The sequence below is a fragment of the Arthrobacter sp. sptzw32 genome, from assembly GCF_059089735.1.
Window position 1 is genome coordinate 25,269 of sequence record NZ_JBNHEZ010000004.1, and the last position, 18,655, is coordinate 43,923.

The following is an 18,655-nucleotide window of genomic DNA, read 5'->3' on the forward strand; positions in this document are numbered from 1 at the left end:
GCTCCGGGTTAGAGCGCAGCGTTGTTAAGGGCAAACGGGGGGCGCAGCAGTCCGGGCGTCAGGCCCTCGGCGGGATCGTTGCCGAGCTGGACCACTTTGTTGTTGGCGTCCACGTGGACCACTTTGGGCTCGTAGGACTTCGCTTCCTCGGTGGTCATCTGGGCGTAGGTAATCAGGATGACAAGATCGTTTTCGTGCATCAGGTGCGCGGCGGCACCATTGATGCCGATGACGCCCGAACCGCGCTCGCCGGCGATGGTGTATGTCTCCAGCCGCGCGCCGTTGGTGATGTCCACAATCGAGACAAGTTCCCCGGGCAGGATGTCGGCAGCCTCGAGCAGGTCCAGGTCAACGGTGACCGAACCCACGTAGTGCAGGTCGGCATGCGTGACAGTGGCCCGGTGGATTTTGGACTTGAACATGGTTCGATTCATAACGGCTTCAGTCTAGCGCCGGGCGGCATTCCCGCGCAGTGACGCAGGGAACACCGGTCCTTCACTCCGCAACAGAAGAGTACGACGGCGGCTGGTTACCCGGCGTCGTGCCTTGCCACTGCAGCCGCAGCGGCAGCAAGGGTCTCCCGTGCGGCCAGGATCGCCGGACGCTGGGCGCTGGAGCGGCGGACGGAGGTGAAGATGGTGCGGTGCGGCTTTCCCGGAAGTTCCAGGAGCTCGGCGGTGGTGCCGCGGCCGGTCCACACCAGGTCCGGCATCAGGGCTACGGCGTTGCCGGATTCAATCAGGCGGATCTGCGCCTGCAGGTCCGCTGTTTCGTAACGGACGTCGGGCTCGAACCCGGCGCTGCGGCATGCCTGCTCCGCCCAGTGCCGTGACGCCGCGCCGCGCGGCTCCATAACCCAGGCAAGATCCGCGGTGTCGGCCAGTGAACGGATGGCCGGTCCGCCGTCGGAGTCCGCCGGAACTGCCAGCCTGATGGCGTCCGTGGTCAGCTTGATTCGGTCCAGCTCCGGATAGCGCGGTGCCGCGTGCCCCGGATACTGCTCTGCGATCACAAGGTCGAAGTCCCGCGCCCACGTTTCGTGCAGCGCGGTTTCCGGCTCGCGCTGGATCATCTCGATGCGGACCTCCGGGTACTCTTTGGCCATCCGGGTCAGCGTGTCGGGCATCAGGGCTAGGGCCGCCGACTGGAAAACCGCGATCCGCACCGTTCCGGTGACGGTGGTCAGGGAGGCGGCCAGGTCCGCCTCGGCCTGTTCCATGGTCTCCAGCAGGCTCGCCGTGTGCGCCACCAGCACTTCCGCCTGCGGCGTGAGCTGCACCCGCCGGCCGGTCTTCCGGAGCAGCTCCACGCCCACCTCCTTCTCCAGCAAGGCAAGCTGCTGCGATACCGACGACGGGCTGTACTGCAGTGCCTCCGCCACCTCCGCGAGCGTCCCCCGGATGCTTAGCTCGCGGAGCAGCCGGAGCCGGCGAACGTCGAGCATGGGGAATTCCTAACTGAAACTAACGAATATAGGTTAGAAGTAGCCACTTTATCTAATGCAAGCAGGCTTGCATACTGTTGGAACCGAGTTACCCCCGTCACAGCGCCTAAAGGCGTGCCGCGGCGGGGTCGCACCCCAAGCAGGAGTTCCTGATGAGCACTAGAGATATGAGCCAGTCGATCATGAGGCGCAAGCCCATTGACGACATTGAGGAAGAAAACAAACACAGTGGCCTCTTCAAGTCACTCGGGCTGTGGCAGCTTACGGCGATCGGCGTAGGCGGCATCATCGGCGTCGGCATCTTCTCCCTTGCGGGACTGGTGGCAGCAGGAAGCGAAAGCTCACCCGGGGTGGGGCCCGCCGTGTTGATTTCCTTCCTGGTGGCCGGCCTCGCTTCGGCGGCCGCCGCGCTGTCCTACGCAGAGTTCGCCGGCATGATCCCCCGGGCCGGCTCTGCCTACACCTACGGCTATGTTGCGCTGGGGGAGATCGTCGGCTGGTTCATCGGCTGGGACCTGCTGCTGGAATACATCGCCATCGTGGCCGTGGTGGCCATCGGTATCTCCGGCTACTTCGACGCCTTCCTCTCCGGAATCGGCATCAACATGCCCCTTTGGATGACGTCCACGGCTGATGAGGGCAGGGGCGGCGTTGTGAACATCCCCGCCATCGTGGTCTGCCTGCTGGTGACCTGGATCCTTTCCCGCGGCACCAAGGCGTTCGGCCGGTTCGAACTCGTGGCCGTTGCCATCAAGGTCCTCCTGATCCTTTTCATCATCGGACTGGGTGTCTTCTACATCGACACCAACAACTACAACCCGTTTATGCCCAGCGGCTTCGGTCCCGTCCTTGCCGGCGCGGCCACCGTTTTCTTCGCCGTGTTCGGCTACGACGCCATGAGCACCGCGGCGGAGGAAGCCACCGACGGCAAAAAGCACATGCCCAAGGCCATCATCCTCTCGCTGATCATTGCCATGCTGCTGTACGTGGCCGCCACTCTGGTGCTCACCGGAATGCAGAACTACAAGGACATCGACCCCACGGCCGGCTTCGCTTCAGCCTTCACCGGCGTTGGCCTGCCGGTCATTGCCACCATCATCTCGGTGTTCGCGGTCCTGTCCATCCTTACCGTGATGCTGACGTTCCTCCTGGGCGTTACCCGCGTCTGGTTCTCAATGAGCCGTGATGGCCTGCTGCCCGGCTGGTTCGCCAAGACGGACCGCCACGGCACCCCGCAGCGCGTCACCTGGATAGCCGGCGTCGCCTCTGCCCTGCTGGCCGGCGTATTCCCCATCAAGGCCGTCGCGGACCTCACCAACATCGGCATCCTCGCCGCGTTCGTCGTCGTCTGCTTCTCGGTGATCATATTCCGCTACAAGAAGCCGGACGCACCCCGGACCTTCCGCCTGCCACTCATGCCGGTTATCCCCGCGTTCGGTGTGTTGGCGTCGGCATTCCTGATGTTCCAACTGCACTGGGAAACCTGGGCGCGCTTCGGCGTCTGGCTCATCGTAGGCCTGGCCATCTACTTCTTCTACGGCCGCCGGAACTCGCTGATGAACCCCAACAGCCCGCGGCACGAGGAGATCGTGGAGATGCACCGCCCCCTGCGCTGACACCCTCTCTCACGTATCACCCGTTTTCCAGGGACGCTCTCTCACTTTTGACGCGTCCCGCGCGGACCCTCCCGCACTGTAGGTGCGGGAGGGTTCGGTGTTTTAAGTCAGTGGTAAGAGGGCATCTGATGAAGGTCCTCGCGCCGTTCATAACCATCATCTTTTCTAACCTGTATTGCTCAGGAAAGATCGCTTTATCTTATGTGAACCGAGGCTCATACTGGTGGGTAAGACCTCCTCGAACCACAGGAAAGAATGAGGAAAAAGCCATGACCCACGTAGCAATGGAGTCCGCAGTCGCCGCCGGAACAGTGCCGGCCGTCGACGTCGATGTGCCGCAGGCGAAGGCGCTTGCAAATGAAACCGTAGCGCTGGTCCGCCACTGGCTGACCGAGGCATCCAAAGTTCCCGTCGACGCTTCCGCACAGCAGCTCGCAGGCGTGCTGAAGGATCCCAACGGGCTTGAGTTCACCGTGGGGTTCGTGGACGGCGTGGTGCGCCCGGAAGACCTGAACGTGGCCGCACGCAACCTTGCAGCCCTGGCCCCGAAGGTTCCGGCCTTCCTGCCCTGGTACATGCGCCGCGCGGTCCAGTTGGGCGGAACCATGGCCCCGGTTATGCCGCAGGTTGTTATTCCCATTGCCCGCAAGGTCCTCCGCGAAATGGTGGGCCACCTCATTGTGGACGCCACGGACGCCAAGCTGGGCCCGGCCATCACCAAGATCCGCAAGGACGGCATCAAGCTCAACGTCAACCTCCTCGGTGAGGCCGTCCTCGGCGAGCACGAAGCGTCCCGCCGGCTCGAAGGCACGCACACCCTGCTGGCACGCCCCGACGTCGACTACGTCTCCATCAAGGTGTCCTCCACCGTCGCCCCGCACTCTGCCTGGGCCTTCGACGAGGCCGTGGAGCACGTCGTCGAGAAGCTTACGCCGCTGTTCCAGCGCGCCGCCTCCTTCGCCGGAAACGGAAAGAAAGCCAAGTTCATCAACCTGGACATGGAGGAGTACAAGGACCTGGATATGACCATCGCGGTCTTCACCAGGATTCTAGACAAGCCCGAGTTCAAGGACCTCGAAGCCGGAATCGTGCTTCAGGCCTACCTTCCCGACGCCCTCTCGGCCATGATCCGGCTCCAGGACTGGGCCGCCGAGCGCCGTGCCGCCGGTGGCGCCGCCATCAAGGTCCGCGTGGTCAAGGGCGCCAACCTGCCCATGGAGCAGGTGGAGGCCTCCCTGCACGACTGGCCGCTGGCCACGTGGGGCAGCAAGCAGGACTCCGACACCAGCTACAAGAGCGTCATCAACTACTCCCTGCACCCGGACCGCATCCAGAACATCCGGATCGGCGTGGCGGGCCATAACCTCTTCGACATCGCCTTCGCCTGGCTCCTGGCCAAGCAGCGCGGCGTTGAATCCGGCATCGAGTTCGAGATGCTGCTGGGCATGGCCCAAGGCCAGGCTGAAGCCGTCAAAAAGGATGTCGGTTCGCTGCTGCTCTACACACCCGTGGTGCACCCGGCCGAGTTCGACGTCGCCATCGCCTACCTGATCCGCCGCCTCGAAGAGGGCGCGAGCCAGGACAACTTCATGTCGGCCGTCTTTGAGCTGAGCGAAAACGAGGTCCTGTTCGAGCGGGAGAAACAGCGCTTCCTCGCCTCACTCTCGGCACTGGACAACACGGTTCCCCCGGCGAACCGGCAGCAGAACCGCAGCCTGCCGCCGGTCCCGATGCCCCACCAGGGTTTCGAGAACACCCCGGACACTGATCCCTCGCTCCCCGCCAACCGCAGCTGGGGCCGTGCCATCCTGGAACGCGTTCCGTCCTCCACCCTGGGCAACGCTTCCGTCGCGGCCGCTTCAGTCAAGGACGAGGCAACCCTGAACTCGGTAATTACAACTGCCGTGGAGAAGGGCAAAGCCTGGGGTGCACTCTCCGGGGACGAGCGGGCCGAGATTCTGCACCGCGCCGGCGACGTCCTGGAGGCCCGCCGCGCCGACCTGCTCGAGGTTATGGCCAGCGAGACCGGCAAGACCATCGACCAGGGTGACCCCGAGGTCAGCGAAGCTGTGGATTTTGCCCACTACTACGCCGAGTCCGCCCGCAAGCTGGACAAGGTCGACGGCGCCACGTTCATCCCGGCGAAGCTCACCGTGGTCACGCCGCCGTGGAATTTCCCGGTCGCCATTCCGGCCGGGTCCACCCTCGCGGCACTTGCCGCCGGCTCCGCCGTCGTCATCAAGCCCGCGAAGCAGGCCGCACGCAGCGGCGCCGTGATGGTCGAGGCACTGTGGGAAGCAGGCGTGCCGAAGGACGTCCTCACCATGGTGCAGCTGGGTGAGCGGGAACTCGGCAAGCAGCTGATCTCACACCCGGCGGTTGACCGCGTGATCCTCACCGGCGGCTACGAGACCGCGGAGCTGTTCCGCTCCTTCCGCCAGGACCTGCCCCTCCTGGCCGAAACCAGCGGCAAAAACGCCATCATCGTCACCCCGAGTGCGGACTTGGACCTTGCCGCCAAGGACGTTGCCTACTCTGCGTTCGGCCACGCCGGCCAGAAGTGCTCCGCCGCCTCACTGGTGATCCTCGTTGGTTCGGTTGCCAAGTCGAAGAGGTTCCACAACCAGCTGATCGACGCCGTCACCTCCCTGAAGGTGGGCTACCCCGAGGATCCCACCAGCCAGATGGGCCCCATCATCGAGCCCGCCAACGGAAAGCTCCTCAATGCCCTCACCACCCTCGGCGAAGGCGAAAACTGGGCAGTGGAACCCCGGAAGCTGGATGACACCGGCCGGCTCTGGAGCCCCGGCGTGCGGTACGGCGTCAAGCGCGGTTCCTACTTCCACCTGACCGAGTTCTTCGGCCCGGTACTGGGCGTGATGACCGCCGAGACGCTGGAAGAGGCCATCGCGATCCAAAACCAGATCGAGTACGGCCTCACCGCCGGCCTGCACTCCCTGAACTCCGAGGAGCTGGGCATCTGGCTGGAGAACATCCAGGCCGGTAACCTCTACGTCAACCGTGGCATCACCGGCGCCATCGTGCAACGCCAGCCGTTCGGCGGCTGGAAGAAGTCCGCCGTTGGTGCAGGAACCAAAGCAGGCGGGCCCAATTACCTGGCCGGCCTGGGCGACTGGACGTCCGCCCGCAGCACCGCGGATGCCACGACCAGCCACCCCGGTGTCCGGCGGATCGTCAACGCCGCCGGTTCCGACCTGCAACCTGCCGAGCTTGAATCCGTCCAGCGGGCCCTGGCCTCGGACGCGCAGGCCTGGGCGGAGGAGTTCGGTACGGCGAAGGACGTTTCCGGCCTCAGCGCCGAGCGCAACATCTTCCGGTACCGCAGCCTGCCCGTGACGGTCCGGCTGTCCGAAGGAGCGCCGCTCGCGCACCTTGTCCGGACCGTAGCAGCAGGCGTGCTGGCCGGTTCGGAGCTGACGGTGTCCACCGCCGTCGAGCTTCCCGCCCAGCTGCGTCCGGTCCTCACTGCGCTGGACGTTGACGTCAAGGTTGAGTCCGACGGCGAATGGCTGGCTACAGCTGGCCGGCTCGCTTCTGCCGGGAAGCTCTCGGGGGCACGCATCCGCCTGATTGGCGGAGACTCTGCGGCCATGGCAAAGGCTACGGGTGGACGTCCTGACCTCGCTGTCTACGCACACCCGGTCACCGAGGCGGGCCGCGTTGAACTGCTGCCGTTCCTGCACGAGCAGGCTGTCAGCATCACTGCGCACCGCTTTGGCACGCCGAACCACCTGTCGGACACCCTGATCTAGCACCGCTCGTTGCAGGGGAAAACAGAAGGCCGGGTGGCCACCTTCACGGTGGCCACCCGGCCTTCTGTTGTTGCTTACTTGGTTGGCGGTCCGTCAGCCCAGGTACCAACCTGGCGGCGACCAGCTCACCGGGACGCTGTGGGCGGAGAACTCCTCACACCGGGTGCAGGTGTAGGCGGCTTCACCCAGGGTGGCGACGGAACCGTCGCGCCGGTATGTCGGCGGAATGTAAGACTCGAGGTAAACGAATTCGTCGGTGCGGCAGTTGTCGCAAGTGGGCTTGCCCACGTATCCGGAGTCAGTGGTGGCCAGACCGGAACCGAGGTTGGAACGGCGGGTAGCTGGCGGCCGCGCAGTGTTATGCGGGCGGACATGTGCTGAGCTGTAATGGGTGTTCTTGGCTGTCGTCATTGGCTGCCTGTCCCGGGTGCGGACCCTGGTGTGCGGGACGCACTCGTGTTGAAGAACTGGCCAGCTGCTTGACCATGGGAAAACCAGCATAGGTTATGCAACGTTCCGGCATCAATGGAGAACGGGCTGTCTTCCCCCCTCCGGCGCGCGGGTGTTGTCCGTGGTTCTCAGGCCGGCCGATTGATGGTCCGCCCCACTATGGACTGCGTCAGCGCGTCGATCACTTCGGAGTTGGCCAAGGGGTTGCGGATCAGGGTGAAGTCCACATCGCCCACTGCGGGCAGGTCAAAGCGCCGGGTGATGATCTTCAGGTCCTCGGGGACGAGGGAGGACGGCATAACCGCGACCCCGATGCCGGCCCGGACGGCAGCCAGGACGCCGCTGATCTGGCGCGTAGTGCACGTAATCCGCCACGTCCTGCCGTGGGATTCCAGCGCATCGATGGCGAGCTTCCGGCTCAGGCTCGGTGAGGGGTAGGCGATCAGCGGGACGGGCGCGCCGGGTTCCAGCACTGTCTGTTCCTGGCCCACCCAGGAGAAGGAGTCATGCTGGACAACTGTGCCATCCTTGGCGCCGGCCACCCACTTTACGAACACCAGGTCCAACTGCCCTGCGTTGAGCTTCCGGTAGAGCTGGTCACTCTGACCGACCGTAAGCTCCAGGTTGATCTGCGGATAGATCTGGCGGAATTCACGGAGGATGCGCGGCAGCCCGGTGATGGCCAGGTCGTCAGCGGTGCCGAACCGCAGCCGTCCACGCATGGCCGAGCCGGAGAAGTAACGTGCTGCGGCGTCATGGGCGGAGAGGATGTTCCGTGCGAACCCGGCCATCGCATCACCGTTGTCTGTCAGCCGCACGTCCCGGGTGTCCCTGGTGATCAGCACCCGCTTTGCGGCGGTTTCAAGCTTGCGCACGTGCTGGCTGATGGTGGGCTGGGCCAGCCCCAGCCGTTCCGCCGCCTTGGTGAAGCTGAGGGTTTCGGCCACCGCCAGGAAGGAGCGCAACTGGGCTGGTTCGAACACTTTAAACTCCCGGCGGCGAGAAGCGGACAACTCTGTCATTGCGTTTTGCAATACGAGTTATAGGGACGATACGTCCCCATAATCGGGTGCCCCAAGCCTAGCGTTAAGCGCATCCCGGACCCACCGCAATTTGAGGACACTCCTGTGGCACCCCCACCGCCGTCATCGGCAACCGTCACCCAGCCCGTTATCGACTCCGCCGGCTCCGCCCCGCCGGGCCACCAGACCCAGCCCCTCGCCGTCGTCCCTGAACGCCTTCCGTGGAAGCACACCTTCATCTCCCTGCGTGTTCCCAACTTCCGTATCTTTGCCATCGGGCACTTCATCGCGGTCATCGCCATCTGGATGCAGCGCATCGCCCAGGACTGGATGGTCCTGCAGCTTTCCGGCTCCGTGACGGCCGTGGGAATCACCGTGGCGCTGCAGTTCCTGCCCTCCCTGCTGCTGGGACCCTGGGGCGGCATGGTGGCGGACCGGTTTTCGAAACGGAAGATCCTGATCCTGTGCCAGAGCATGGCCGCGCTGCTCGCAGGGGCGCTCGCGGTTCTCGCGCTGACCGGTGCTGTCGAGGTCTGGCACGTATACGTCATCGCCCTGGTCCTCGGCCTGGTCACCGTGCTGGACCAGCCGGCCCGGCAGGTGTTCGTCAACGAACTGGTTGGTCCGAAGTACCTGCGCAATGCGATCAGCGTCAACTCCACCACCTTCCAGCTGGGCGGCCTTATTGGTCCTGCCCTCGCCGGATGGCTGCTGACGGCAGTTGGGGCAGGGTGGGCATTCGCCGGCAACGCCGTAGCTTGCTGTACAACAGTTGTGATGCTCCTGATCCTGCGGAAGGACCGCCTGTTCGTCAGTGCCCCTGCCCCTAAGAGCAAAGGCATGCTCCGTGAGGGGCTCCGCTATGCACTCAGTAAACCGACTATCTACTGGCCGTGGCTGATGGCCGGGTTCATTGCGGTTTTTGCCATGAGCCTGCCGGTAGTGCTGGCGGCTTTTGCCGATCACGTGTTCGACGTCGGCGCGGGAGGCTATGGGCTGCTGAACGCCCTCGTGGCGCTCGGGGCGCTGACAGGAGCAGTGGCGTCCACCCGGCGCCGGCAGCTGAGGCTGCGTTCGGTAGTGTTCTGCGCCGGCATGTACGGCGTCATGCTTTGCCTAGCGGCCTTCGCGCCGTCGATGCCCGTGTTCGGAGCAGTGATGGTGCTCTCCGGATTCTGGTGCCTGATGTTCCTCACCGGGTCCAACCAGCTCGTCCAGGTAAGCTCAAACATGGGCATCAGGGGCCGGGTCATGAGCCTGTACATCATGGTGCTGATCGGCGGACAGGCGATCGGCGGCCCGATGCTCGGCTGGCTCTCGGAGCACGCCAGCCCGCACCTGGCCCTGCTCGTGGCCGGAGGAGTTCCGGCCCTCGCCGCCCTGACAGTAGCCGTCGTCCTGGCCCGAAAGGGCTCGCTGATGCTGAGGGTTGATTTGAAGGACCGGCGCCGGCCTGTGCATATCACCCGGCGGGCTGCAGCCGGAGACTGATTGGAGCGGCTGACGGGAATCGAACCCGCGTATCAAGCTTGGGAAGCTAGCGCTCTACCATTGAGCTACAGCCGCATCGCCCCGTTTCAGGGGCAGAACATAGCTTAGCGCAGAAGTAGCGGGCAGCCGCCCAAGCCGCGGGGAGGGGCCGGCCGTGTCCGGTCACTGGCCGTCATCCAGTAACTCTTCAGTAACGTACCGTGTCCTGGCTAGGCGGGGGCGGGGGAGCGCGGGCTAACCTGTTCCGGGTAGCTGCGGTGCCGGGGGGTGCAGCTGCCGCAGGCAGACGTCAACCATGAAAGATCCCGATGGCATTCGCAGAGCATGAGGTCCTCATCCAGCGCGACGCCATGGCTGTGTACCAGTACCTGCTCGACGCGACAAACCTTCCCGCATGGCGCGAGTCGGTCCGCAGCGTCAAGCTGCACAAGGGTTCCGCCGGAACCAAAGGCGCTGTGTACCGGAAGATGGTGGCAGGACGGTCCGGGCTGAGCATTCCGGCGGACCTGGAAATTACCGAAGCCAGGCCAGGGGCCGAAATCCAGTTCCGGGTAACCTCAGGCCTGGGACAGCGCGTGGGCGGTTACTACCTCAGCACCGAGGCATCGGGGACCCGCGTCCGTTTCGCCCTCGAATTCTGGCCCGAGGGCCGGTTCGGTTTCCTGCACAGGCTTGGGTTCCTGAGCCGCATGGCCCAGCGGAATCTCAGCTCGGAGGTGGCCCAGCTGGAGCGCCTCGAGGACGTCATGGAGCTCCAGCCGGCCCTTTAGGCTCCTACTGCGCCAGCCGCTGCCCCGCCCAGGGGCCAGCGATGTTCGACGGCGACAGGAGACTTCCTGAGCTCAGGTCCCAGAACTGCACTACGTCCGAGGCCCTGCGCAGGGACAGGCCGGTGGAGTTCAGGCCGGTGACCTCCCGCAGCGCCCGGATGCCCGTGACATCGCCCCAGCCCGTGGCCACGGTGGCCCTCGCCTCGGCACGCAGGGCGGTGGTGCCCCAGCCGCGGTGGAGCTGCACTGATCCATCAGTCCGCAGCGCCAGGACATCCTGGAACCCGTCGGCGTCGTAATCCACCATGGACAGCTTCCTCGCTGCGCCGATGTTGCCGATCGGCGCACGTTGCGAAAGGTCCCCCAGCCCCTTATTCGGATACAGGTAGAGGCCGCCGCCGGAGTCCAGGGCAAGGAGTTGGGGCATCCGGTTGTTGGCGCACCAGCCACCCACTGCCAGGGTGAGGGTTTCCCAGCCGCCACTTCCAAGGGTCACGGACGGCTGGAAGCCACCGCCCTGTATACCGCGATGAAGGGTAAGAGTGCCGCTGTTCCATTGCGTCAGGAGGTCGTAAGCGCCGTCGCGGTCCCAGTCGGTGGTGAAAACTTCCTTGGCACCGGCGAAGCCCGACCCAACCACCTTCGGCGCGGAATAGGTGCGTACACCGGTGACAGTACGGGCGAGCAGCTGACCTGCTGAGTCCACAGTCACCAAATCGCCGGGCCCCTTGATGGCTGCGGCAGAGAGGTCAAGGGTTGGCGGCATGTGCCTGACCGGAGCGTCGCACACGGTTGGCGCCGGTGGCGGGAAAGCCCCTCCGGGCCCTGTGCCGCCCGACCCCGTCCCGCCGGGCGAGTTGACGGTGCCAGCCGGCAGTGTGGTGTAACCAAAAAAGTTCACCACGCCCCAAATCTGATACGTGCGGTCCGTGTAGCTGATCCCGGCACCCATGACGTTGAAGCGCGGATCAATCAGCATGGCGTTGTGGCCGGGGGAACCCTTCCACCACTCCACCAGCTGGACGGCGTCACGGTCGGTGCGGATGGCAATGACTTCACCGGCGCCGTTGTTGGGATTCATCGCCCGGGGGTCGGTCCAAAAATTAGCCCGGTGCTCGATAACTTCACGCGAGGCAATGTTGTCGGACCAGTCCTGCGCCAACCCTGCCACCGTGGGGTGGTACTTCACCGGGTTCAAGCCCTTGGATGCACGGTATTCATTGATTCTGTTGAACACGGTCAAAACAGCTGCCGCGTTGCTGTCCGGGACCAGGGCCTCCGTAGAGGGCAGGGCGGAGGCGGCAGCAGATTCAGGGGCTGCCTGGCGCTGGGACGGCGCAGCCAATTCCTCGTCCGGAGCCCAAAGCGGCGGGATGGACGGGACTTCGGGGGCCGGTGCCACCGGAGCAGGGGTGGCGGCCGGTGCAGGTGCCGGCATGGCTACTACGGGGGGAACCTCAGCAGCCGGCTCCGGCACCGTGCCCGCCACTGCGGCCGGTGATGTCGAACGAACGTCCGGTTCCACGGCGGGGGTGAGTGTGGACGCGGCCGTGCTGTCATTCGGGGAAGTTCCACCGCCGTCGTGCAGGCCGGCGGGACCCAGGATGACACTGCGGGGACCGGCGGTTGCCGCCTGGCTTGCCGCAAGCGGCAAGGGGGTTGTACCCGCAGACGAGGAAACCAGCGCGAACGCGCAAAGCACGCCAATGAAGGAGGGCGCGACAAATCTATTCACAAACATCCCCAGCTCTGTTGGGCCATCCGGGAGACCATCCGGCGCCTGAATCACTGAGGCAACACTAGCCCCATAGGACTACTTGAACAACGAAAGAATGCAGGTGGGGATAACCAGTACGGTAATTTGGGACGGTGCTGATCTCTGACCGCGATATTCGTGCCGAAATAGACTCCCAGCGGATCGTGCTGGAACCCTACGATCCTGCGATGGTGCAGCCGTCGTCGGTGGATGTCCGGATCGACAAATTCTTCCGTCTGTTCGACAACCACAAGTACGCGCACATTGACCCGGCAGAGGAGCAGCCCGAGCTCACGCGCCTCGTGGAAGTGGAGCAGGACGAACCCTTCATCCTGCACCCGGGCGAGTTCGTCCTAGGCTCCACCTATGAAACCGTTACGCTCCCTGACGACATCGCTGCCCGGCTGGAAGGCAAGTCCTCCCTGGGCCGGTTGGGGCTGCTGACGCACTCCACCGCAGGCTTTATCGACCCCGGCTTCTCAGGCCATGTCACCCTGGAACTTTCGAACATGGCAACGCTGCCCATCAAGCTGTGGCCGGGCATGAAGATCGGCCAGTTGTGCTTCTTCCGGCTCACGTCCGCGGCCGCCTACCCCTACGGGCAGGGCGACTACGGCAACCGCTACCAGGGCCAGCGCGGGCCTACAGCCAGCCGCAGCCACCTGAACTTCCACCGCACGTCCATCTAGGCGGCCACGCCAACTGCTGTCACGCCTTCGCGGCAACGCCCGCGGACGGCAGCACGGACTTCACCAGGGGTTCCACGAACCGTGCCGCCAGCGGCCCCACCACGGCCATAATCAGCACATAGGCGGTGGCCAGTGCGGCAAGTTCTTCCGGGATCGCACCTGACGCGAGGGCCAGGCCGGCGATGACGATCGAGAACTCGCCGCGGGCTATCAGGGTGGCCCCGGCGCGGAAGCGGCCGGGGCGTGCGATGCCCATGCGCTTGGCCGCCCAGATTCCCGTTGCCATTTTTGTTGCTGCCGTGACCAGGGCGAGCACGAGTGCCCAGCCGAGCACCGGGGGAATGGACGAAGGGTCCGTGTTGAGACCGAACGCCACAAAGAAGATGGCGGCAAACAGATCCCGCAACGGTTCAAGGATTCGGGTGGCGTTGTGGGCGGTGGCGCCGGAGATGGCGATGCCGAGCATAAAAGCCCCCACAGCCGCGGACACCTGCATGGCCGAAGCGAGACCGGCCACCAGCAGTGCAGCGCCCAGGACGTTGAGCAGGAACACCTCGGAGTTTTCGCTGTGCACAGCCTTGGACACGTGGTGCCCGTGGCGGAGGGCCACCATCAGCACCAGGCTCACGACGGCCAGCGCGATGCCCACCGTGGTGAGGCCGCCGAGAAAGCTGACTCCGGCAAGGATGGTGGTGAGGACGGGAAGATAGACCGCCATGGCCAGGTCCTCAAAGACAAGGATGGACAACACCACCGGAGTTTCGCGGTTACCCAGCCGGCCCAGGTCCGTGATGACCTTCGCGGCGATGCCCGATGAGGAGATGTAGGTGACCCCGCCCATCACCATTGCGCCCACCCCGCCCCAGCCCAGCAGCAGGGCGAGCGCAGCGCCCGGCGCGAAGTTAAGGACCAGGTCCAGCACGCCGGCCTGCCAGGAGCGGCGGAGTCCGGTGAAAAGCTCGGCGGCGGTATATTCCAGTCCGAGCATAAGCAGGAGCAAGATGACGCCGATTTCCCCGGAGAGGTGTGCGAACTCGTGCATACCTTCGAGCTTGACGATCCCGCCGGCGCCGAAAGCGAGCCCGCCCAGGAGATACAGCGGGATGGGTGACATTCCGATCCGTCCGGCCAGCCTGGCCAACAGGCCCAGGCAGAACACAACGGCCCCCAGTTCGATGAGGGTCAGGGCCAGCGGGTCCATCACGTTTATCCGTGACGCAGGATATCGGCCGCCGTATCGAGGCCTTCCTGGGTGCCGACTGCTACCAGCAGATCACCGGTGTGCAGGACGACGTCGGGTCCCGGCGAAGGGAGCACCTCGCCTTCGCGCATGATGGCCACGATGGAAACCCCGCAACGGGTGCGGATGCAGGCCTTCCCCATGGGCTGGTTCTGGAACGGGGAGTCGGGTGCGATGGAGAACTGCCGGGTGACAATGCCGGGCACGTCCTTATGTTCTTCGGTGAGCTTCATGGCAAGGTGCTGCCCGCCCAGGAGGTTTCCGAGGGTCGCAGCTTCGTCCCCGGTCAGGGGAATCGATGCCTGGCAGGTATCGGGGTCGTCCCAGGTGGAAACGATAAGTTCCGTCTGGCCTTCCCGCAGCTCCACAACGCCAATCCGGCGGCCGGATGCTGTCATGAAGTCCTTCCGACGGCCGAGGCCCGGAAGGTCCGTCTCATCCACGTTCATGGGTTAAGCCTAGTCTGCCGTGACCTTCTTGTGGCGGACCTGAGGATTCCCGCAGGACCAGCTGCATGCCTGTCGGGCCGGGTTCCGGGGGAGCCTGCGCATCAGGGGTAAGTGCGGCGAGCAGCTGGTTTATTGTGCTGCTTCCCTGGGCTTCCAGCTCCATCTGCACCGTGGTCAGCGAGGGCACCAGGAAAGCGGACTCCGGCTGGTCGTCCCACCCCACCACGCTCACATCTGCGGGCACGCGGAGGCCAAGGTCGTGGAGCGCCCGCATGGCGCCGATGGCCAGTTGGTCGTTCGCGGCGAAAATGGCGGTGATGGAGGTATCGGCCATGAGCGTCCTGGCTGCCGTATAACCGGAGGCGGAGCTCCAGTCAGCGTGGGCAACGCCCCCGTCCTCGATGCCTTCGTCACTGACGGCTTGCCGGTACACGGCCAGGCGGTTGCGCGCAGCCGGCCACTCCTGGGGTCCGGCGATGTGGGCAATGCGGCGGTGCCCCAAACCGGCAAGGTGCGCCACGACCGCCCGCGCCGCGGAGCCGTCGGCTATCCTGCCCTGTCCCCGCATCTTGTCGTCGTACTCCCCGGCGATTACCACGGGGATGCGTCCCTGGGCCTGCAGGAGGTCGCTGCCCGGAATCGGCACGAATGACAGGATCCCGGCGTAGGGACCGCCGTCGAGGATTCCGCGGAGCCGCGCCGTGCGCTCGGGCCCGGTACTTTCAAGGGCCACGACGTCGAGTTGGTAGCCGGCCGCGCGGGCAGTGGCGGCCGCGCCGTTGAGCATCCGGGACGGGAAGTAGGGGGAGCCGCCGGGCACGAGGGCCAGGAGCCGGTACGTGGCCTTGGTCCGTAGGGAACGGGCGGTGAGGTTAGGCGAGTATTTCAATTCCGCCATAGCCTGCTCCACCTTCTGCGCGGTGGCCGCTTTCAGCTTGGAAGGGTCCGCCATGTAACGGGAAACCGTTTGATGCGAGACCCCCGCGAGCCGGGCCACTTCGTAGATAGTGGCGGCGCGGACGGGCTGCTGCGGCCCGGCTGGGGGGTTCGTCACAGCCTGGAATCATCCCACGTGGTCAGGTGCCCGCACATGCCGTGGCCTTCACCGGTCCGCTGCCGGGCCCGGGCCACTGCCGCCCCTGCCATGGAGGCCGCCGAGCCGTCCTGGAGTTCCTGCAGGGCCTGCCCGGTGGCGTCCACCTGGCTGCGGACGTTTGCCGCCCAGAGCTCCTTCCAGTGTTCAACTTTCGGGCGGACCAGTGCGGCGGCGAGGCGATGGAACCCGGCCAGGGCCTCCGGTCCGTCCTGCCGGACAGACCTTCGAAGTTCCTCGTATCCTTCCAGGGCCAGGTCCCGCCGCCGGCGTGCAGCCGCAGCAACCATCTGCTGGTCAGCGGCGGCGGGAAGTACGGCGTACTCGGCATAAAGGTCCGGGTCCAGCAGGACGGGCCGCGGGAAGGTCAGCACGGCATCTCCGGCTTCAGGCAGGCCGGCGTTGGACATGATCACGTTGAGCGTGAGCGCATCCGTGTTGACCAGGCGGTGCACAGTGCCGGGACTGAACCATAACAGCGACCCGGCGGCCAGGCTGTGCTCGGCCACACCATCCATGGTGATGGTGTGGACCTGGCCGGCTCCGCTCGTTACCAGATAGGCCTCCGAGGAAACGGTGTGCAGGTGCGGGGAGCCGCCGCACAAACCGTCAGAGGCCTCCCAGTCATAGACCCGCAGGCCGGTCACGGCGGTACCTCCGGGAAAGCCCGGAACTGCGAGAGGTGTGTCCTGTGCTCCGTTCACCGGCCCGCCCGGGGTGCAGAGGCACCGGCAAGGACGTCGCGTGCTGCAGTGGCCAGCGCTTCCGCCCGGGCTGCGTCCGCCCCGCCGTCGGCGATGACTACGCCGTACCGGTAGCGCACAGTGGAACCGGCCTCAAACAAAACCTCCCGGCTGAAGAATGGCGCCGGCCCCATACAGGCAAAGGGCTCGGACCGGGCAAACCATTCAGGCTGCGGGTGGGCGCTGTGGGGGTCGTCAACCATGACCACGGTGGAGAAGCGGCAGGTTTCATCGTGTTGGCCAACGAAGGAAAGCCAGGGTGCGCGCTGGCCGCGCAACTCTTCACCCGCCGCCCCGCCCGGCCCAATGATGGTTCCGCCGGCAAAGGACCGGGGACCGCGCCAGAACAACCCGCCGTACCCGGCGTTGTCCCGCCCCTCTGTGGTGGGCGACCCGACATGGATGTCCTTGCCGGAGACGTTGGTCATGACCGAGTCGAAGACCAGGGTGTAGCTGGCGTCTCCGCCGGGCACTACCTGGAAAGACCTTTCCTCCTCAACGACGGACACCCCCGCCTGCGTGATCCACTGCAGTGTATGGGCAAAAGTGAACCTTCCGCCGTCGTCCACTGCCTGGCGGATCTCACCGTGCCGCATGGCACCGTTGTTGGGCAACCACTGGTAATCCTGGCCCCGGCGGTAGCTCGGCCCGCCCCAGAAGTTGTCCGCCCCCAGGTGCGGCAGCGACCATGCAATGCCCTTGTGCCACACGTGGTCATGCGGGCGGTAGGCGCTCACGAGGTCGCCCGCCACGGTACGGACCGGATGGAAATACGGCCGCGGCGACTCCACCTGGGGATCGTCGGCGGCATAGGTGTACGTCAGGACGGGCACGCCGTCGAGTGAGACTGCGACGGCGGCACCGTCATCAGACCAGCTGAGGTGGCTTGCGGAGGGCCCGGCGCTCATGCATTGCTCTTTTCAAGTTTCCAGGGTTCGAACCGGCCGTCAGCACGGTCGAAGAAGGGGTTTCCTTCAGTGATTTCCCCGCGGCGCACGGTTTTGCCGGTGATGGCGGAAGCGTAGATTGCGGCTGCGAGTTCCATCGTGGGGTAGGCCTCGGCAAGCGTGACGGGCGGCACGCGGCCCGAGCCGATGGCGTCGACGATGTGCGCGTACTGCGCGGGATGACCGCTGGGTATGACGGCCTGCCCGTCCGTCCAGAGATCGGAGAGGTGTTCCTGCCCCGGGGCCGGGGTGAAGCGCCAGTGGGCGTTGTCATAGCCGTAGAGGTGCTCGAGTTCCACGGTGGCATTTTCGTAGTCGAACCGTAGCTGGGAGGTTTCCCGCGGTGATATGACAGAGTTGATCACGGTGCTCAGGGCGCCGGATTCGAAACGAACGATGGCGGTGGAAACGTCCTCGGTTTCCGTGCGGCGTGCGAGCCTGCCGGCGAAGGCGGTAACTTCCTGCCACGGACCCCAGAGGTGGAGCAGCAGATCGAACTGGTGGATGCCGTGACCCATGGTTGGACCGCCGCCTTCGACATCCCAAAGGCCACGCCACGGAACATCGAAATACTCCTGGTCTCGGAACCACAAGGTGTTGCAGAAGCCGGTGAGCGCATTGCCGAGGACTCCGGAATCCTGCAGCAGGGCAAGTTTCCGCGCGCTGCTGCCAAAGCGGTGCTGGAAAATGCAGCTGACGTGCTTGCCTGATGCGCGTTCGGCCTCCTGCAATTCGCGCATCTGCCGCAGTGAGAGCGCCGGGGGCTTCTCGAGCACCACGTTCAGGCCAAGGGACAGGGCCTCCAGGGCCAGGGAGGCGTGTGACGACGGGGGTGTGCACACGGCCACGACGTCCAGTCCCGCTTCTGCGGCAGCAGTGAGGCTGGGAGCCGTCTGTGCGAACCCCAACTTCGCCGCAAATGCTGTTGCCCGGTCTGCGTCGATATCGACAGCGACAGCAAGCTCCGCGCCCGCGAGTTCCAATGCTTCTGCATGGGCGTGGGCTATGCCGCCCGTTCCGATGATTCCCGCGCGGGGGCGTTGCGGCGCCTGCTCCATGGTGGTGCTCCTGGTCATTGAAAGGATTCAGATGGTCATTCACCACCAGTATGTGATCGATAACAGTCGGGGTCAATACCTATTACTGAACCAGGGCGCGCGGGAAGGAGTGCC

At 65.2% G+C, this 18,655-nt stretch carries 16 protein-coding genes and 1 tRNA gene; 5 read left to right on the plus strand and 12 right to left on the minus strand.

Annotated elements, in window-relative coordinates; translation table 11 throughout:
* Nucleotides 1-8: 8 nt before the first annotated feature.
* Nucleotides 9-434, minus strand: a complete 426-nt coding sequence (gene panD / locus AC5RVN_RS09040) for an aspartate 1-decarboxylase (protein ID WP_494042422.1) — start codon at nt 432-434, stop codon at nt 9-11.
* 95 nt (nt 435-529) lie between these two features.
* Complete coding sequence (locus AC5RVN_RS09045) at nt 530-1,444, minus strand: LysR family transcriptional regulator (RefSeq protein WP_494042423.1); 915 nt, start codon at nt 1,442-1,444, stop codon at nt 530-532.
* Nucleotides 1,445-1,596: 152 nt separating this feature from the next.
* Here AC5RVN_RS09045 and AC5RVN_RS09050 point away from each other — a divergent pair, with 152 nt between their 5' ends.
* Nucleotides 1,597-3,060, plus strand: coding sequence for an amino acid permease (locus AC5RVN_RS09050; protein ID WP_494042424.1), 1,464 nt, complete (start codon nt 1,597-1,599; stop codon nt 3,058-3,060).
* Between the two features lie 269 nt (nt 3,061-3,329).
* Nucleotides 3,330-6,833 carry a proline dehydrogenase family protein gene (locus tag AC5RVN_RS09055; protein ID WP_494137722.1) on the plus strand — a complete coding sequence of 1,168 codons (3,504 nt, stop codon included), beginning with the start codon at nt 3,330-3,332 and terminating at the stop codon, nt 6,831-6,833.
* Nucleotides 6,834-6,926: 93 nt separating this feature from the next.
* On the opposite strand, the gene AC5RVN_RS09060 is transcribed toward AC5RVN_RS09055, so the two are convergent.
* Nucleotides 6,927-7,244 carry a hypothetical protein gene (locus AC5RVN_RS09060; protein ID WP_494042426.1) on the minus strand — a complete coding sequence of 106 codons (318 nt, stop codon included), beginning with the start codon at nt 7,242-7,244 and terminating at the stop codon, nt 6,927-6,929.
* A gap of 167 nt (nt 7,245-7,411) precedes the next feature.
* Complete coding sequence (locus tag AC5RVN_RS09065; protein ID WP_494042427.1) at nt 7,412-8,266, minus strand: LysR family transcriptional regulator; 855 nt, start codon at nt 8,264-8,266, stop codon at nt 7,412-7,414.
* Nucleotides 8,267-8,410: 144 nt separating this feature from the next.
* Here AC5RVN_RS09065 and AC5RVN_RS09070 point away from each other — a divergent pair, with 144 nt between their 5' ends.
* Entirely contained in the window at nt 8,411-9,796 is a 1,386-nt protein-coding gene (locus AC5RVN_RS09070) for an MFS transporter (RefSeq protein ID WP_494042428.1), read from the plus strand.
* A gap of 1 nt (nt 9,797) precedes the next feature.
* Here AC5RVN_RS09070 and AC5RVN_RS09075 read toward each other — a convergent pair.
* Nucleotides 9,798-9,871 (minus strand) — tRNA-Gly (locus AC5RVN_RS09075).
* A gap of 233 nt (nt 9,872-10,104) precedes the next feature.
* On the opposite strand from AC5RVN_RS09075, the gene AC5RVN_RS09080 reads away from it, so the two are divergent.
* The gene (locus tag AC5RVN_RS09080) at nt 10,105-10,566 is read left to right on the plus strand and encodes an SRPBCC family protein (RefSeq protein WP_494042429.1); all 462 of its coding nucleotides are present in this window, start codon (nt 10,105-10,107) and stop codon (nt 10,564-10,566) included.
* A gap of 4 nt (nt 10,567-10,570) precedes the next feature.
* On the opposite strand, the gene AC5RVN_RS09085 is transcribed toward AC5RVN_RS09080, so the two are convergent.
* The gene (locus AC5RVN_RS09085) at nt 10,571-12,307 is read right to left on the minus strand and encodes a CAP domain-containing protein (RefSeq protein ID WP_494137723.1); all 1,737 of its coding nucleotides are present in this window, start codon (nt 12,305-12,307) and stop codon (nt 10,571-10,573) included.
* 128 nt (nt 12,308-12,435) lie between these two features.
* On the opposite strand from AC5RVN_RS09085, the gene dcd reads away from it, so the two are divergent.
* On the plus strand, nt 12,436-13,011 hold the full coding sequence (gene dcd / locus AC5RVN_RS09090) for a dCTP deaminase (RefSeq protein WP_387547836.1): 576 nt from the start codon (nt 12,436-12,438) through the stop codon (nt 13,009-13,011).
* Between the two features lie 19 nt (nt 13,012-13,030).
* Here the strand turns inward: dcd and AC5RVN_RS09095 are convergent, their stop codons facing one another.
* Genes AC5RVN_RS09095 through AC5RVN_RS09120 form a run of 6 tightly spaced genes read right to left on the minus strand, consistent with a single transcriptional unit; the run spans nt 13,031 to nt 18,559 of the window.
* Nucleotides 13,031-14,212 carry a cation:proton antiporter gene (locus AC5RVN_RS09095; protein ID WP_494104918.1) on the minus strand — a complete coding sequence of 394 codons (1,182 nt, stop codon included), beginning with the start codon at nt 14,210-14,212 and terminating at the stop codon, nt 13,031-13,033.
* Between the two features lie 5 nt (nt 14,213-14,217).
* Nucleotides 14,218-14,700 carry a cation:proton antiporter regulatory subunit gene (locus tag AC5RVN_RS09100; RefSeq protein ID WP_494042432.1) on the minus strand — a complete coding sequence of 161 codons (483 nt, stop codon included), beginning with the start codon at nt 14,698-14,700 and terminating at the stop codon, nt 14,218-14,220.
* A complete protein-coding gene (locus AC5RVN_RS09105) occupies nt 14,687-15,754 on the minus strand; it encodes a LacI family DNA-binding transcriptional regulator (protein WP_494137724.1) in 1,068 nt (355 codons plus the stop codon). Before AC5RVN_RS09105 ends, AC5RVN_RS09100 begins: the two co-directional genes overlap by 14 nt.
* Nucleotides 15,751-16,440: a cupin domain-containing protein gene (locus tag AC5RVN_RS09110; protein WP_494137725.1), complete on the minus strand. Its 690-nt coding sequence runs from the start codon at nt 16,438-16,440 to the stop codon at nt 15,751-15,753. Before AC5RVN_RS09110 ends, AC5RVN_RS09105 begins: the two co-directional genes overlap by 4 nt.
* Nucleotides 16,441-16,493: 53 nt before the next feature.
* A complete protein-coding gene (locus AC5RVN_RS09115; protein WP_494137726.1) occupies nt 16,494-17,444 on the minus strand; it encodes a DUF6807 domain-containing protein in 951 nt (316 codons plus the stop codon).
* A complete protein-coding gene (locus tag AC5RVN_RS09120; protein ID WP_494137727.1) occupies nt 17,441-18,559 on the minus strand; it encodes a Gfo/Idh/MocA family protein in 1,119 nt (372 codons plus the stop codon). Before AC5RVN_RS09120 ends, AC5RVN_RS09115 begins: the two co-directional genes overlap by 4 nt.
* Between the last annotated feature and the right edge of the window lie 96 nt (nt 18,560-18,655).